This is a genomic window from Vreelandella sp. 2A-K22, assembly GCF_054065485.1.
The window spans coordinates 56,402-71,881 of record NZ_JBSUGC010000005.1 but is presented as its reverse complement, the minus strand read 5'-3'; the positions used below and the strand labels follow the sequence as shown (position 1 = coordinate 71,881).

10 protein-coding genes are annotated in these 15,480 nt (G+C 56.8%); 8 read left to right on the top strand and 2 right to left on the bottom strand.

Annotated features, from left to right (window positions below):
* Positions 1–39: 39 nt before the first annotated feature.
* From ACW17M_RS08180 to ACW17M_RS08160, 5 genes are all read left to right on the top strand, one after another.
* On the top strand, positions 40–3,390 hold the full coding sequence (locus ACW17M_RS08180; protein ID WP_457547212.1) for a transglutaminase family protein: 3,351 nt from the start codon (positions 40–42) through the stop codon (positions 3,388–3,390).
* A 63-nt stretch (positions 3,391–3,453) separates the two neighbouring features.
* The gene (locus tag ACW17M_RS08175) at positions 3,454–5,880 is read left to right on the top strand and encodes a circularly permuted type 2 ATP-grasp protein (RefSeq protein ID WP_457547211.1); all 2,427 of its coding nucleotides are present in this window, start codon (positions 3,454–3,456) and stop codon (positions 5,878–5,880) included.
* Entirely contained in the window at positions 5,877–6,743 is an 867-nt protein-coding gene (locus tag ACW17M_RS08170; RefSeq protein ID WP_233974210.1) for a transglutaminase family protein, read from the top strand. Before ACW17M_RS08175 ends, ACW17M_RS08170 begins: the two co-directional genes overlap by 4 nt.
* Positions 6,744–6,804: 61 nt before the next feature.
* Positions 6,805–7,230, top strand: a complete 426-nt coding sequence (locus ACW17M_RS08165; RefSeq protein ID WP_190374847.1) for a hypothetical protein — start codon at positions 6,805–6,807, stop codon at positions 7,228–7,230.
* Positions 7,231–7,323: 93 nt separating this feature from the next.
* Positions 7,324–9,048 carry a potassium/proton antiporter gene (locus tag ACW17M_RS08160; protein WP_233974208.1) on the top strand — a complete coding sequence of 575 codons (1,725 nt, stop codon included), beginning with the start codon at positions 7,324–7,326 and terminating at the stop codon, positions 9,046–9,048.
* 45 nt (positions 9,049–9,093) lie between these two features.
* Here ACW17M_RS08160 and ACW17M_RS08155 read toward each other — a convergent pair whose 3' ends face one another.
* Positions 9,094–9,807, bottom strand: a complete 714-nt coding sequence (locus tag ACW17M_RS08155) for a DUF3581 family protein (RefSeq protein ID WP_009288206.1) — start codon at positions 9,805–9,807, stop codon at positions 9,094–9,096.
* 109 nt (positions 9,808–9,916) lie between these two features.
* On the opposite strand from ACW17M_RS08155, the gene ACW17M_RS08150 reads away from it, so the two are divergent.
* Positions 9,917–12,934 (top strand): hypothetical protein, encoded by a 3,018-nt coding sequence (locus tag ACW17M_RS08150; RefSeq protein ID WP_457547210.1) that lies wholly within the window; start codon positions 9,917–9,919, stop codon positions 12,932–12,934.
* A 17-nt stretch (positions 12,935–12,951) separates the two neighbouring features.
* Here ACW17M_RS08150 and ACW17M_RS08145 read toward each other — a convergent pair whose 3' ends face one another.
* Positions 12,952–13,668, bottom strand: coding sequence for a trimeric intracellular cation channel family protein (locus tag ACW17M_RS08145; RefSeq protein WP_084625314.1), 717 nt, complete (start codon positions 13,666–13,668; stop codon positions 12,952–12,954).
* A 177-nt stretch (positions 13,669–13,845) separates the two neighbouring features.
* Here ACW17M_RS08145 and ACW17M_RS08140 point away from each other — a divergent pair, with 177 nt between their 5' ends.
* Together ACW17M_RS08140 and ACW17M_RS08135 are read left to right on the top strand one after the other, a co-directional pair.
* On the top strand, positions 13,846–14,340 hold the full coding sequence (locus ACW17M_RS08140) for an NfeD family protein (protein ID WP_027960029.1): 495 nt from the start codon (positions 13,846–13,848) through the stop codon (positions 14,338–14,340).
* A 2-nt stretch (positions 14,341–14,342) separates the two neighbouring features.
* Positions 14,343–15,395, top strand: a complete 1,053-nt coding sequence (locus ACW17M_RS08135; RefSeq protein ID WP_041158260.1) for an SPFH domain-containing protein — start codon at positions 14,343–14,345, stop codon at positions 15,393–15,395.
* The last annotated feature ends 85 nt before the right edge of the window (positions 15,396–15,480 follow it).

Genomic DNA, 15,480 nt, shown 5'->3' with positions numbered 1-15,480 from the left:
CGACCAGCCGGTTAATAACGGTTCTTTTGAGGGTGGCTCATGACCATTCGCGTTGCCTTGTATCATCGTACGGCTTACCACTTTGACCGCCAGGTGCGTCTTTCGCCCCATGTTATTCGACTGCGCCCAGCGCCCCACTGCCGTACTCATATCGAAGCGTACTCGCTCAAACTCTCCGGCGATGACCACTTTTTAAACTGGCAACAGGATCCGTTCGGCAACTTCAATGCTCGCGTGGTGTTCCCTGAACCGCGCCAAGAGTTAACCATTGCCGTCGAGCTAATCGTCCCGATGACGGTGATTAACCCGTTCGATTTCTTCTTGGACGACATTGCGCAAACGATTCCCTTTGCTTACCCAGAAGCGCTGCGCCAAGAACTAAGCCCCTATCTTGAAATAACCGAATCAGGGCCACGGCTGATGGAGTGGCTCAAAGCCGTTCCCCGTGAACCGACTACCACCGTCGATTTTCTGGTCGCGCTTAATCAACGTCTGCAGAATGACATCGGTTACCTAGTGCGCCTGGAGCCCGGTGTCCAGAGCTGCGAAGAGACGCTGACACTCGCCAGCGGCTCCTGCCGCGACAGTGCCTGGCTGCTGGTGCAAATTTTCCGCCATCTGGGCCTCGCCGCTCGTTTTGTGTCCGGCTATCTCATTCAGCTCAAGTCAGATGTTAAAGCGCTGGACGGCCCTAGCGGCAGCGAGGTGGACTTCACCGACCTGCACGCCTGGACCGAAGTCTTCCTGCCCGGCGCTGGCTGGGTAGGCCTTGACCCCACCTCAGGCCTGTTCGCTGGCGAAGGACACATTCCGCTCGCCGCCACTCCGACGACGGGTAGCGCTGCGGCCATCACCGGGTTCTCGGATAAGTGCGAAGTCACCTTTGATGTGACCATGGAGGTCGAGCGCATCCATGAAGACCCAAGGGTCACCAAGCCCTATAGCGATGAACAGTGGCGGCGTATCTGCGCGTTGGGCGACCAAGTGGACGCTGAACTCTTGCAGCAGGACGTACGCCTTACTATGGGGGGCGAACCCACGTTTGTATCCGTCGATGATATGGAGAGCCCTCAGTGGAATACCGAAGCGTTAGGTGAGCATAAGCGCGAACGCGCCGAGGCACTGCTAACCCGGCTGCAAGCCGCCTATGCGCCCGGCAGCGCTATTCAGCAACAGCAGGGCAAATGGTACCCCGGTGAACCGTTACCGCGCTGGGCGCTGGCCTGCTATTGGCGGAAAGATGGCGTGCCGCTATGGCGAGATCCAAAATGGCTAGCTTGTATGGAAGGCGCCCCCAAGGTAGCCGTGGATGACACCACTGCCCAACGCTTTACCAAAGCACTTAGCGAACGCCTGGGCGTGGCTGAGCGCTACTGGATTCCGGCGTATGAAGATGCCTACTACTACCTCTGGAAAGAGCAATCGCTGCCGGTCAATGTCGACCCACGCGAAGCCAATCTAAAAGATGACGCCGAACGCCACCGTTTAGCTCGCTTATTGGAGCAGGGGTTAGACGAAGTCGTGGGCTACGCCCTGCCGCTGCGCCACTCGATCAGCCAAGCCCACCTCTGGGAGAGCGGCCGCTGGCCGCTCAAGCGCGACCACTTATTTCTGGTGCCCGGCGATTCGCCCATGGGCCTACGCTTACCCCTTTCAACGCTTCCCTGGGCTGACCCAGAGGAGCAGCCGCAGCCTGAATCGCTGTTCGCTCCTCGGCCTGAACTGGGTGATATTCACGGTGAAGTTGCCCGCCGCAACGCCGAACAGCTGCATATCAGTGATGCCGAACGCTTGGGGCGCTCAAGCCACCCGAGCCCATCACACCCCGAGGGCGAATCCGTTCAACAGCAGCCCCAGGCAAACAGCGATAGGGAAAGTAATGTTATTCACACCAGCATATGTGTGGAGCCACGGGATGGTCGCCTAAATATTTTCCTGCCCCCGCTGACCGGCTTAGAGCACTACCTGGATCTACTTAGCACCGTTGAGGAGTGCGCCAAGGAGCTCGCTTGCCCGGTCATGATAGAGGGCTACTCGCCCCCTCGGGATCCGCGTCTGGAAAATTTTATGATCACCCCCGACCCAGGCGTGATCGAAGTGAATATTATGCCTGCGGCCAGTTGGCAAACCCTGGTGGCACAAACCGAACGGCTTTACGCTGAAGCACGGGAAACCCGCCTGGGCACTGAAAAATTTATGCTCGATGGCCGCCACACCGGTACCGGCGGTGGCAACCATGTCACCCTGGGCGGGTTGACGCCTGACGATTCACCGTTTTTGCGTCGTCCGGACCTGCTCGCCAGTTTAGTCACCTACTGGCAGCACCACCCGAGTCTCTCTTACCTGTTTTCGGGTCTGTTTATTGGCCCCACCAGCCAGGCGCCGCGGGTGGATGAAGCTCGCCATGAAGCCCTCTATGAGCTGGAGATCGCCCTACAGCAAATGCCCGAAGGCGAAGTGGTGCAGCCCTGGCTGGTCGATCGCTTATTGCGCCACCTGCTCACCGACTTAACCGGCAATACTCACCGCGCCGAATTCTGTATCGACAAACTCTACTCGCCGGATAGCGACAGCGGTCGCCTCGGCTTACTGGAACTACGCGGCTTTGAGATGCCACCCCATGCCCGCATGGGGCTGATGCAGATGCTGCTGATCCGCGCACTGGTAGCCCGCTGCTGGAAAACGCCCTACCGAGCCAAACCGGTGCGCTGGGGCAGCGCCTTGCAGGATCGCTGGATGCTTCCCCACTACCTCTGGAGCGACCTTGACGACGTGCTGGGTGACTTGCGCCACCACGGCTTCGATTTTGATCTAGAGTGGTTCGCCCCCTTCCTGGAGTTTCGCTTCCCGCTGCACGGACGCTTGCACACCCCCATGCTGGATATTGAGCTGCGCCAAGCCATCGAACCCTGGCATGTATTGGGCGAAGAGGCCTCAGCTGGCGGCACTGCCCGCTACGTGGATTCCTCAGTGGAGCGCCTGGAAGTCAAGGTGAGTGGCATGAGCGGTGACCGCTATGTGGTGACCTGCAACGGCCGCCGGGTGCCCCTTTCAGCTACCGGCAGAAACGGCGAAGCGGTGGCCGGGGTGCGTTACCGCGCTTGGCAGCCGCCCTCGGCGCTGCATCCGCAGATCCCCATTCACGCGCCGCTGGTGTTTGATGTGATCGACACCTGGAACCAGCGCTCAGTCGCGGGCTGTACTTACTACGTAGTGCACCCCACAGGGCGTAATTTCGATACCTTCCCGGTCAATGCGTTTGAAGCCGAAGCGCGAAGACTGGGGCGTTTTAGTGACAGCGGCCATAGTCATGGCCATCAGGTTCCCAAGCTGGAAACCCCCAGCCTGGAACTGCCGCAGACCCTCGACCTGCGCTGGACGCCTAGCTAATGCTTTTCTCTTAGCGACTAGTGCAGGATAATCCGCCTCCTACTGCTTAGGATTACAAGGATAATGACGGCCCCTGTCTCTCCCTCACTTCTCGCGCCCGTGGCTAACGGGCTCGTTGAGGATTACTTACACCAGCTAGGCAAGGGACAGCCCGGCACGTTCGACGCCATGCTCGATGGCCAGGGGCAGTTACGCCCCGGCTGGCAGAGCTTACTCGGCTCATTGGAAGGCCTGGGCCCGTCGGGTCGTCACCAGCAGCATGACGAGATTCAGCGCCTACTGGCTGAAAACGGCGTAATTTTCAATATGCATGATGAAACCCAGGGGCGTTCGTGGCGGCTCGACCCGCTACCCTGGGTGATTGATGAACCACAGTGGCAAGCATTAGAAGCGGGGCTAATCCAGCGCAGTCGTCTGCTGAGCGCCCTCTACGACGATATCTATGGGCCCAAAACGCTCTTTGAGGCTGGACTACTCCCCACCCAAGAGCTGCTTGCCTCAGCGCATTTATTACTGCCCTGCCACCAGTCGCTGCCCAATGACCGCGCGCCGATTATTTTCCACGGTGTGGATGTGATTCAGGATACTCAGGGCCAGTGGCGGGTGTTGGCAGACCGCCTACAGGCGCCATCCGGTACTGGGCTTGCGCTCGAAAACCGTATACTGATGGCCCGCGCCCTGCCGGATATGTATCGCAATGCGCCCTTAAAGCGGCTAGCGGGGTTTCTTGACCTACACCACCGCACGCTGATCGCCATGGCCTATCAGCATCGCGATAACCCCACGCTTATCTTATTAACGCCGGGGCCGGGGAGCCCACGCTATTTTGAGCACGCCTATTTAGCCAATTACCTCAATATTGCACTGGTAGAAGGCCAGGATTTAGTCGTACGCGATACCCAAGTATGGCTGCGCACCCTGGGGGGGTTGCAGCCAGTCGATGTGATACTGCGCCACTGCGACGACGCTTACTGCGACCCGCTGGAACTGCGCGGCGATTCGCAGCTGGGCGTACCCGGGCTACTCCAGGCCATGCGCTCAGGCGGCGTGGCGCTATCTAACGCCTTGGGGGTAGGCATTTTGGAAGCCCCGGTGTTAGCGGACTACTTACCGATGCTGTGCGAGCATCTTCTGGGTGAGACCCTGCTGCTGCCCAACGTCAATGCCACGACGCAGCCAGCCACCGCGCCGGTTTTTGATAGCCACCTACAGCGCCTGGAGCCCACCACGCTCAACCTACGCTGCTTTGTAACACGCACCCCCAATGCCACTGCCAAAAGCAGCACTGCTGCTAAAAATAGTGCGGCTGGCGAGTACCAAGTAATGCCCGGTGGTTTAGCTTGGGTTGGCGAACCTGGCTTGCCATCACTAAGCAGCACCATCGTTAAAGATGTCTGGGTTACGGCAGCCTCTCCTCAGCCCCATGTCAGCCAGCTCCGCCAGGCCCGCGGCCCGGTGGTGGCCACCCGTGACGGCACCGACCTACCCAGCCGAGTAGCCGAAAGCCTGTTTTGGTTAGGCCGCTACGGCGAGCGCTTAGACACCCGCGCGCGACTTCTGCGTGAAGCGCTAATGAGGCTAATGGAGTACGACCAGGATGAGATCGCCGATCAGCTGCTCGATGAACTTCTGCTGGCACTGGATATCACCACGCTAAACGAAGAGGACCAACAGCGACTACAGGCACCTTTGATTGGTTTTGATCTAAAGCGCGCCGCGTTACTGGCGCAGTTTGATGACGTGGATCCCCAGGCCTTACAGCCACTGTTTGCCCAACTAATGCGCAACGCACGCAGCGTGCGTGACCACTTAGGCGATGACTCCTGGCGGGTGGTGCATCAACTGCGTCAGCGCATGGCTACCTTCAACCCCAGCTTGGGGGCAAGCGCGGCGCGGCGCGCTTGCGAAGGGCTGTCTGCTCAGCTAGCCGCCTTCTTCGGGCTGTGTAACGAAACCATGCCCCATCACTACGGCTGGCGGTTTATGGATATCGGCCGCTTCCTGGATCGCGTGCTGGGACTGCTCTCGCTGCTCAAGCTCACCCTCAATGCGCCGCACTCGCCGGGGCTGGCGTTGTGGGAAGTCGTGCTCGCCACCACCGATAACTTTACCGCCTATCGCCGCCGCTACCGCAGTGAGCTTCACCCTGCGGCGATTCTCGATCTACTGCTGTTCGATGAAACCAATCCTCGCTCGGTGGGCTATATGCTCAAGCGCATTGAACGACAGATGGATCGCCTACCGGGCAGCTCATCGCCCTACCGTAACGCCGAACGGCGGCTATTAATTCAGGCCAATGCGGCACTGCACCTGGCCGACATTGATCGCTTAAGTCATCTAGCCGATACACCGGAGGCACAGGATGCCTTAGAGCAACTGCTGGATGCTTTAATTGACCCCTTAAGCGCGCTTTCTGAAGCCATCAGTCAGAGTCATTTCAGCCACGTGGAGCGGCCACGCCAGTTAGTCAGCATGGAGCCTGATGCATGAACTACACGCTGCGCCATACCACCCGCTACCACTACAGCGCCCCTGTGACGCTGTGCCATAGTGAAGCGCGGATGCTACCGCGTAAAACGCCGCATCAGCACTGTGGTGCCTCGGAACTGCAGATCAGCCCCACGCCGCAGGTACAGATGGAGCGCCGTGATGTATTCGGCAATCGAGTGCTCTATTTCGCCATGGAGGAAGTTCATCAAACCTTGGATGTTACTGTGGTAACGCAGTTGAGTACACAACCCTTAGCAGCGCTACCCACCACCTCGACGACGTGGGAACAAGTCGCTCAGCAGCTTAGCCAGAACAACAGTTTTGACATTCAACTTTACCGCCTCGACTCACCGTTTATTCGCCGTAATGATGAGCTGGCCACCTTTGCCCACAGCTGCTTTACCCCAGGCAGGCCAATAGTCGAGGCGACTCTCGCGCTCAATGAACTGATTCATCAAACCTTCGAGTACGACCCCAGCTTTACCACACTTGCAACGCCGCTAAGCGAAGTACTCGCCAACCGGCGGGGTGTCTGCCAGGATTTTGCTCATCTCGCGATTGGTGCATTGCGTTCGGTAGGTCTTGCTGCGCGCTATGTCAGTGGCTATTTGGAAACCCAGCCCCCGCCCGGGCAGCCACGCCTGATCGGCGCAGATGCTTCCCATGCATGGTTGGCGACCTGGATTCCCGAATGGGGGTGGCTGGCCCTAGACCCCACCAATGGCACCGTGGCCAGTGAACAGCACCCTGTACTGGCCTGGGGGCGAGATTACGCCGACGTAGCCCCGCTAAAAGGCGTCATGAACGGGGGCGGCGAACACCGCCTGGAAGTCGAAGTGGATGTCATGCCACTGGTGGGCTGATGCAAACCAACCCCACCTAAGGTATAACAGATACATAGCTGGCTTGTTCAAGGAAGACCCGATGCAGCAAAGGGATGGTGATGGTAAAAACGTCGGGCATGCGCCTCTCTGGGCATCCCAGATCCTGCTTCTGGGCTGTTTTCTGGTCTTGCTATCGGGTGCCGTCGAACAGTTTTACAAGCCACATTTCACCGAGCTGCAACAGACCGATGAAAGCCTGAAAAGTCTTTCGAGTCACTACGCTTTCGCGCCACTCCCCACCAAGCTACGAATAAGAAACGCTGCCACCAAGCGGCAGGTAGATAAAGAGCTTTTGAAGGCCATCGAATGGTCAGCCGACGATCCCCCTCCCGTTAGCTTTTTCGCCTCGCTGCATTCAGCTATCTCCCACCAAGCAATTCTTGGCCGTGTCGTTTCAAACGACACCAGCGGCTGTGCCCTCCTTCTTCCCCCCGGTCGGGCACCGCCTATCCTCGCAAAGAGCTAACTACGTAGTTGTTCAGTTATTCATTAGTGGCACCGCTTTAGAGACACGCTGCCATTCAAACTATCAGTACCTTTTTAGAAGGGTTCTCCGTTTATGTTTCCCGTTGACAAGCTCATTTTACTTGCTGCCATTTTGATATTGGTGGGCATTGTATCGAGCAAATTATCTGCCCGCCTTGGCTTACCTGTCCTGGTTCTGTTCTTGGTCATTGGCATGCTGGCCGGTGAGAGTGGTATTGGAGGGATCGCCTTCGACAACCCAGCGGGGGCACATGCCCTAGGCACGCTGGCGCTGGCAATGATCCTCTTTGACGGCGGGCTTCAAACGCCTACCTCATCGATTCGAAAAGTCTGGAAACCCGCCTCCCTGCTCGCCACTTTCGGGGTGTTGATCACGGCTCTAATCACCGGCGTGGCAGCCGCCTACATTCTCGACTTACCGCTGCTGGAAGGCCTGCTACTAGGGGCTATCGTGGGCTCCACAGATGCCGCAGCGGTATTTTCGCTGTTAAGAAACGCCGGCATACATATCAATAAAAAACTGAAATCCACGCTAGAGATCGAAAGCGCCTCAAACGACCCGATGGCTATTTTCCTTACCGTCGGGTTGCTGGAAGTGCTGGTCAATGGCATGAAACCAGGCACGGGGCTGCTTGAGCTTTTCGTCATGCAGATGGGCGTAGGGGGCCTGGTAGGGCTTGGCGTAGGATGGGCATCGGTCAAGATCATTAACCGCATCCATCTGGTGGCCTCGGGCCTTTACCCGGTAATGGTGGCCGCGTGTGGCTTCCTTTCCTTTGGTATCTCAGCCAACGCAGGGGGGAGCGGATTCCTGGCCATTTTCCTGACCGGGGTGTTCATTGGCAACCACCGTATCGCCTTTCAGCGCAGCACATTCCTGTTTCATGATGGGCTCGCCTGGCTAAGCCAGATCGTGATGTTCGTGGTATTGGGGCTGCTGATAAACCCGGTGTCTCTGCTGGATGTATGGCTGGAAGGGCTGGTGATTGCTGCGGTACTGATTTTGGTTGCCCGGCCAATCGCCGTGTTGCCGGTCATGAAACTGTTCGGCTTCAATGCCCGTGAAGCCAGTTTAGTGGCCTGGGTAGGCCTACGTGGCTCCGTCCCTATTATCCTGGCTATTTTTCCGCTGATGTTTGGGCTGGAGGGTGCAGAATTAATCTTCAATGTGGTGTTTTTCGTGGTGCTGATCTCGGCAACCATCCAGGGCACCACTCTGCCAGTGGTGGCCCGCAAGCTGGGATTGACTGAAAAACCGCCAGCGGTACCGGCGGCCAGCCTTGAGATTACCGCGCTGGAAGAGGTAGATGCCGATATTGTGGAGTACACCCTGAGCGACCATCCACGCGCAGCGGGTCGGCGGCTTTCACAAATGGCACTACCCGATACGACGGTCGTCGCGATGATTACCCGGGGTAAGGACGTAATTCCCCCGCGAGGCTCGACAGAGCTAATGGCTGGCGATCACCTGTTCGTGGTGCTGCGTCCCGAGACGAGGCCGTTTATCGACTGTGTCTTTTCAGATGCGGTGGGCGTGGTCAGTGAAGAGCTGCCCGATCAGGAGCTAAAGCTCAAGGGCAGTACAAGGATAGACGATTTACGCCACTCGTATGGCGTGTTGATCGAAGGAGAGGATGGCCAGACGACTCTCGATGCACTGCTGCGCAATACACTCTCCAGCCAACCGGAGATAGGCGACTCACTTCAGCTCGATGGCATCATGCTGGCGGTACTGGCGACACTCGGTGGCCGTATTACCACGGTTGGCTTGACGGTGCAGGACAAGCCTGACCAATAAGCGTCTTATCCATACTTAGCCTCGCAAGAGGCTAAGTACCAGTGTTCAAGTCGAGGCCGTCTCGTAAGCGGCCTTGAGACGATAGAACTCTTCTACAATAGCGGCCATTTCATCGGCGTCATAGTCACAAAGGCCGCTCACTACGAGCTTTTTGGAACCCACCCCTACGGCCTCCCCGGCGGACTCAATAGAGAACTCCAGCAGTGCATCGGCGCGTTTACCGTGAACCTCCAGCGAAGAGTGATTCAGCGTCAAGCCCGGTGCAAAACCATCCAAACGCTCGAGTGAAAACCCCATGCTATCGTAGATCACCAGTGGACGTTTGGGGTTAAACATGACCCCGTGCTCTTCCATCAGCGGTTTGAGATAGTGCGGAAAGTTTTTGCCTGAAAACGCGACATAGCAACGCGCAAAGGCTTCCACCACCGCAGGATCGTGGGTAATGTCACCACTACGCACCACCTGTAAGTAACATTTGCCGCTCTCATCACAGACGTGAAGTGCACCGTTGTCTGCTTCGCTAAACTTAAGCGGCGTATCAGCGCCCACCATGTTGGTGAAGCGAAATTCCATTTGCCGCGACAACCCAAACTTTGTGAGTATCAGTACAAACAGTAGATCACCGGGCACACAAAAACGGCGTGCATCCGGGTTATGAATAGGGTTGTAGTCACCCGCCACGCCTTTGGCGAAGCGACTGGCCTGCTCTGCGGAGATCACTACATACTCTCCGCGCTGCGCGTAAAAATCCTTGAACATGGCGTTTGTTGCCTGCCTAGCGTTGAAATCGAAAACCCGTCACTGCCCAACGCCGCGCATAATGCCATAAAACACGTCCCAACAGGAGTTATCTGCTAGGGAAGCCACTATGTCAGACGCGAACACTCGTAAAAATCGCCTACCTCGCCTGCTGCGAAGGGCGTTGGTTGGCCTACTGTTTATCCTCTTTACCTGGGTGGCGGGCAGCTATTGGCTGCTTAACAGCCAGTGGCTGCCCGAGCGCATTTCACAATTCGAGGGCATCGACATCCGCTGGGAGCAAGGCGTTAGCCGCCACCCAGGCCGCTGGGAAGTAGAGGGACTCTATCTCGCTCGTGAAGATGAAGCACTGCCCATCTCAATTGAAGCCGAACGCGCCACCCTTTCGCTCTCGCTAATGGCTCTATTACGCGGCGAACTGCATATCGACACACTCGATGCCGAGGGTATTCGCCGCCTGACCGTTGGTGACATCGCGCTTGAAGCTGACGGCCAGCTGCAGGTAACGGAGACCACGCTAAGTCGCGACACCCTAGCGATTCCTAACGTTTCCCTCGCCATTACCAATGGTCGTTTAGTTCGCTTGAGTGATCAAGAGACCTTAGTGCGTGATATTAACCTTAACGCTGATGCAACGCTCAATTCGATAACTCCTGTCGACGCTACCAGCGGCGAGCTGAACCCCAACCTACTAGCAGCGCTCTCAGCGCAGCTTCAGTTGGATGCCCAGGCGGATGCCTGGAATGTCTTTATGCCCTACCTAGGCACCCTGCCCTGGCTAACCATTGAAGGGCGCGGGGCGCTAACTGGAGCACTGGAGCTCACCGCAGGAGAATTACAGCCCGGCAGCAAGCTTATACTGAACGCGCCCCTGCTACGCTTAGCGATTGATGAGCAACGTTTACATGCGCCGACTGACTCGCCGCGCTGGATACTGGCGGATACCCCTCCGCCTCGCCACACGGCTACGGGTGAAGGCCAAGTGCGTTTGTCGGTTGAGAACGATCAACTGCATTTTTCAACGCAGCTGGCCGATGTTGAGCTAGCCGACACGCACCCTTACGCAGAGCATACCGAGCTACGCCTTGCGACCCAAATTCCTAATCAGCGACTGGATCAACTCGACCTTCCCACCTCAGCGACACTCGCCTTGCAAGGCGATATCACCCGCCTGGATATGCTGGATCGATATCTTTCGCCCGGTATAGGAGAACGGGGTTCTGAAGGAGAGAGTTCTGAAGGACAGGATTCTGAACATGAGAACTCTGAACTGGAAGGCATCAGTCTTTCCGGCCATGGGCAAATTGAGGCCTCTGCCAGCATTCGCCAATCGCGCCTTTTTGATGCCCAACTAAGTATTCAAGCAACTGAGTTGATGGCAGATACGCGTGGCTTCATTGCCCGAGGTGGTGGCTCATTAGATGCCCAGCTAACGCCACAAGAAATTATCGAAGCAACGCTTAACTTTGCCGACGCCACGCTGCACCACCAGGAGCGTCTGCTGCTTGACGATGCCGCTATCAACGTCTCGGCATCGAGCCCAGCTGATCCAGAAAAGGCCCGTGAAGAAGCATCCGCGACATTGAGCTGGCAATCCGCGCAACTGCCTAATATCAGCGTTTTACAAACCTACTTAGGCGCCATTTTACCTGACCCCGCGCCACTGCAGTTGCTTAGCGGGAAAGCCGCAAGCCACGGCCAGCTCACCATGGCGTCAAAACAGCTCAGCGGAGAGATACATTTAGCCGGAAACGGGCTTACCACACGCTGGCAACACGGCGAACAAGTCGACACGCTAACCAGTGATATGCAGCTTTTCCTGCCTATTCAGCAGGCAGCAATGAATGGCTCAACGCTGAACATCAGCGGCACCCGGTTGAGCTGGCAAGTGGCCGATATCGACCAACCGAGCGAACGCTTAGAGAGCATATTGGTGCTAAATGATGGTCGCTTTCAACGCAGAGGTGACGTACCAAGCGGGCAATTTTCACTCGAGGGAAGCGTGCAACGGCTAGGCTTTTTAAATGCGTTTTTGCCTGACGCCCACGGTTTAGCCATCGCGGGTGAAGGACAACTCTTTGCTCAGGGCGCCTTTCGCGATAACCGCTTGCTGGCACCCACTCGGCTGCGGGTCAACGCCGACCAGTTAGAAGTCACTTTTTTAGATTATCTCGCCACCGGACGGGGCGAGCTCACCGCCCAGTTGGATAGCACCGAGCGGGCCCAGCTCTCGCTTGGCATCCCCCGCTTTGCCTTGAGTCGCCAAGGCGATAATAGCCCGCACCTGGAAGGACGCCACTTTGCTCTCACCACGCAAACCGAGCGTTTTAGCGATGTGCTTGAATCTCCCCAGCCCGAGCACTTCACCACGCGCATCGCGCTGCCGATTACCGAGGTGCCCGACTTCACCCGTTACAACCGCTACCTGCCCGAAGGCGCGGGTGTTAGGTTGCTGGATGGGCAAGCCAGCCTGGAAAGCGAGTGGCTGTTGGAAGGATTAAATGCACAGGGCGAACTAACCCTGCGCGCCTTTGGCGCAGAGCTAGCGCTGTTGGATCAGCAGCTTCGCGGCGATGTTCATCTCGACTTACACCTAACCGACGGCGACCTGGAAACGCGTCGTTTTAACGCAGATGACTCATTCTTACGCTTGGAGAACGTTAGCCGACAAAGTGAAAATGGCTCTGCCGATGCCGGTTGGTGGGTAACGCTTTCCATGTTGGAGGCGCAATTGGCGTGGGAAGATCCTATTCGTCTCGTCAGCCAGCTCCGCCTTGAGATGCGCGATACCGGTTTACTCGCCCGGCTATTTCTCGCACGCGCAAGGGATAGCGACTGGTTAGGGCGACTGCTCAATGTGCACGATATCGAGGGCACGGCGCAGCTAGAGATCAGCGGCAAGCAGATCAGCCTTAGCGACTTGACGCTCGCTGGTGGCCCGCTGCTGCTGCTTTCCGATGTCGCTCTGGCAGACCGCAGCGCAAACGGCGCGCTCTATGCCCGCCTTGGCGTGCTTGGATTAGGGGTTGAACTTGAGGACAGCGAACCAACCTTGCACGTTATTCAACCCCGCCGCTGGTTTGACCGCTGGCGTGAGATGAACCGTTCCCTAAGCCCTAATAATTAGCCTCTAATGATTAGCCCTTAGCGTTTTTTGCGCTCACGGCGAATCATCCTCACCCGCTCTTTAGCCTTTTGCGGTGTAGAGAGCGGTGCTGCCGCCTCATCATGGGTTTTCGGTGGCACCGTGACCCAGGCAAACACCGGCAGCGCCAAGTGCCAATGGATCGCCGCCAAACGCAGCCCGAGGGTGACGCTTAGTGAGGCGCCAATCGCCATGGTTAGCGGCGCCTCCAGGGCATACAGCGCCACGTAAACGATTCCCCCAGCCATCGCTGCCGTCGCATAAATTTCTTCGCGAAGCACCATGGGCACTCGCTGGGCCAATACATCACGTATCATGCCGCCTGCTACGCCGGTCATCATGCCCATCAAGACAGCTACCGTTCCAGACGTGCCCAGCAGCAGTGCTTTATGAGTCCCAATCACAGTAAACAGTGCCAAGCCAAACGCATCAGCGATCGGTAAAAAGCCCCGCGACAGCCGGTGGATATAGTGAAAGCCCATCAACGACACACCCACGGTGGCTAAAATCACCCACAGGTAGGTTGGATCCGTCACCCAGAACACCGGCCTTACACCGAGCACTAAATCACGCAGCGTGCCTCCACCAATGCCGGTCACCGCTGCCAGCACCAGCATACCTATAGGATCCATGCGCGACCGGCACGCCAAAATCACGCCCGAAAGCGCAAACACGATGACACCCGCCATATCCAGCCAATAGACCACGCCCGACAACACGCCCTTCTCCTTTTTTATGCTCGCTATCTTTAAAGGCAGGCAGGATAGCACCCTTCAGAGGATATGCTCGCACCCAAGAACACGCTTGCGACCTAAGCAAGATAAGTTCACATAATTAGGTTACGCTGACCGAATTGTCATTAACACTTGCATTCACGACGGAGTAACACTGCTATGGACTGGAGCCCGGCTTATAGCTGGTTGGTACTCGCCTTACTATTAAGTTTGGCAGAGCTGACTTCTGGCGCGATGGTGCTGCTAGCGCTGGGTATTGCCGCTGCGCTAACAGCGGCCGTTACAGCGCTAGGATTAACGCTTCCTTGGCAACTGCTTGGCATGGCTATTTTTACCGGGGTACTGCTGCCAATATGCATTATGGTCATTCGCCCGCGCTTCTCCCCCCGCGGCGTTGCTTATGGCACAACAGGCACAGGTGTGGAAAAAGGTAATCGCTACACTACTCTACGCCGGGATTTTGATGATGCCACGGGCATTAAAGTCAACGGCGATTTCTACCGCCTGCGCGTACTTGAAAGCGGTGAAACCGAGCTACCCAGCGGTACGCTGGTCATATTTAAACGATTTGAAGGCACCACTGCGCTAGTCGCATTACATCAGCCTGAAGACACAGCCTTTCAAGATGACAATTCCCAACGCAAGGAGCCTTAACCATGGATCTACCTATAAGCCCCGGCTTATTAATAAGCCTCATTATTGTCGTGATCGCAGTACTGATCATCTCTAAAGGCCTAATTATTATTCGCCAATCGGAAGTAATGGTGGTTGAGCGCCTAGGTTCTTTTCACCGCGTTTTAGAAAGCGGCATTAACATTATCATTCCATTTATCGAACAACCCCGCGCGATCACCATGCTGCGCTATCGCAAAATGGGTGAGGACTATACCGCTATCACCACCGACGAAACCCGCATTGACCGCCGCGAAACGGTGATGGATTTCCCCGGTCAACCGGTCGTCACCACCGATAACGTCACCGTGCGTATCAACGGCGCGCTCTACTACCAAATCATCGACCCCAAGCGGGCCGTCTATGAGGTAGAGAATATGAGCCAGGCCGTCGAAGTACTGGCCAAAACCACGCTACGTTCAGTGGTCGGTAAAATGGAACTGGATAAACTGTTTGAATCCCGTGCGGAAGTGAATAATGAGATTCAGGCCGCGATGGAAGAGCCTGCGTCTAAATGGGGGGTCAAAATCTCCCGCGTCGAAGTGCAGGACATCGCTATGCCGGAAGAGGTGGAAACTGCAATGCGCCTGCAAATGGCCGCCGAACGTAAGCGCCGTGCCACCGTCACCGAGGCCGAGGGGGAGAAATCAGCGGCGATTGCAATGGCCCAGGGGCAACGTGAATCCTCGATCCTCAACGCTCAAGGTGACAAAGAGTCGGCCATTCTACGTGCCCAGGGTGAGCAGGAGTCTATTAAACTGGTGCTTAGTGCCATTGGCGATAGTGAAGAGAATAAGCGCACCGTAGTGGGCTACCTGCTGGGCCAGAGCTATATCAAGGTACTACCCAATATGGCGAAGAATGGTGAGCGAGTATTCGTACCCTACGAGTCCTCTGCTCTGCTTGGCTCAATGGGCATGTTCCGCGAAATGGCCGGCTCACCAGAAGATACAGTCGCAAACCACCTTAAAAGCCGTAATCACAGTGACAGTGATTTTCGCAGTGGGCTGGTAGGCGGAGCCGCTAGCGGTAACTAAAAGCGTACTTGAGTATTTATATGCTTTGCAAAGCCTGGCCCGAGTAGCCAGGCTTTTGGGTTAAGTACAAGAAGCTAACCGCTAG

What these genes read in the sequence shown, in the direction of transcription:
- ACW17M_RS08180 (WP_457547212.1), top strand. Translation starts at nt 40, where the DNA reads ATGACCATTCGCGTTGCCTTGTATCATCGTACGGCTTACCACTTTGAC.
- ACW17M_RS08175 (WP_457547211.1), top strand. Translation starts at nt 3,454, where the DNA reads ATGACGGCCCCTGTCTCTCCCTCACTTCTCGCGCCCGTGGCTAACGGG.
- ACW17M_RS08170 (WP_233974210.1), top strand. Translation starts at nt 5,877, where the DNA reads ATGAACTACACGCTGCGCCATACCACCCGCTACCACTACAGCGCCCCT.
- ACW17M_RS08165 (WP_190374847.1), top strand. Translation starts at nt 6,805, where the DNA reads ATGCAGCAAAGGGATGGTGATGGTAAAAACGTCGGGCATGCGCCTCTC.
- ACW17M_RS08160 (WP_233974208.1), top strand. Translation starts at nt 7,324, where the DNA reads ATGTTTCCCGTTGACAAGCTCATTTTACTTGCTGCCATTTTGATATTG.
- ACW17M_RS08155 (WP_009288206.1), bottom strand. Translation starts at nt 9,807, where the DNA reads ATGTTCAAGGATTTTTACGCGCAGCGCGGAGAGTATGTAGTGATCTCC.
- ACW17M_RS08150 (WP_457547210.1), top strand. Translation starts at nt 9,917, where the DNA reads ATGTCAGACGCGAACACTCGTAAAAATCGCCTACCTCGCCTGCTGCGA.
- ACW17M_RS08140 (WP_027960029.1), top strand. Translation starts at nt 13,846, where the DNA reads ATGGACTGGAGCCCGGCTTATAGCTGGTTGGTACTCGCCTTACTATTA.
- ACW17M_RS08135 (WP_041158260.1), top strand. Translation starts at nt 14,343, where the DNA reads ATGGATCTACCTATAAGCCCCGGCTTATTAATAAGCCTCATTATTGTC.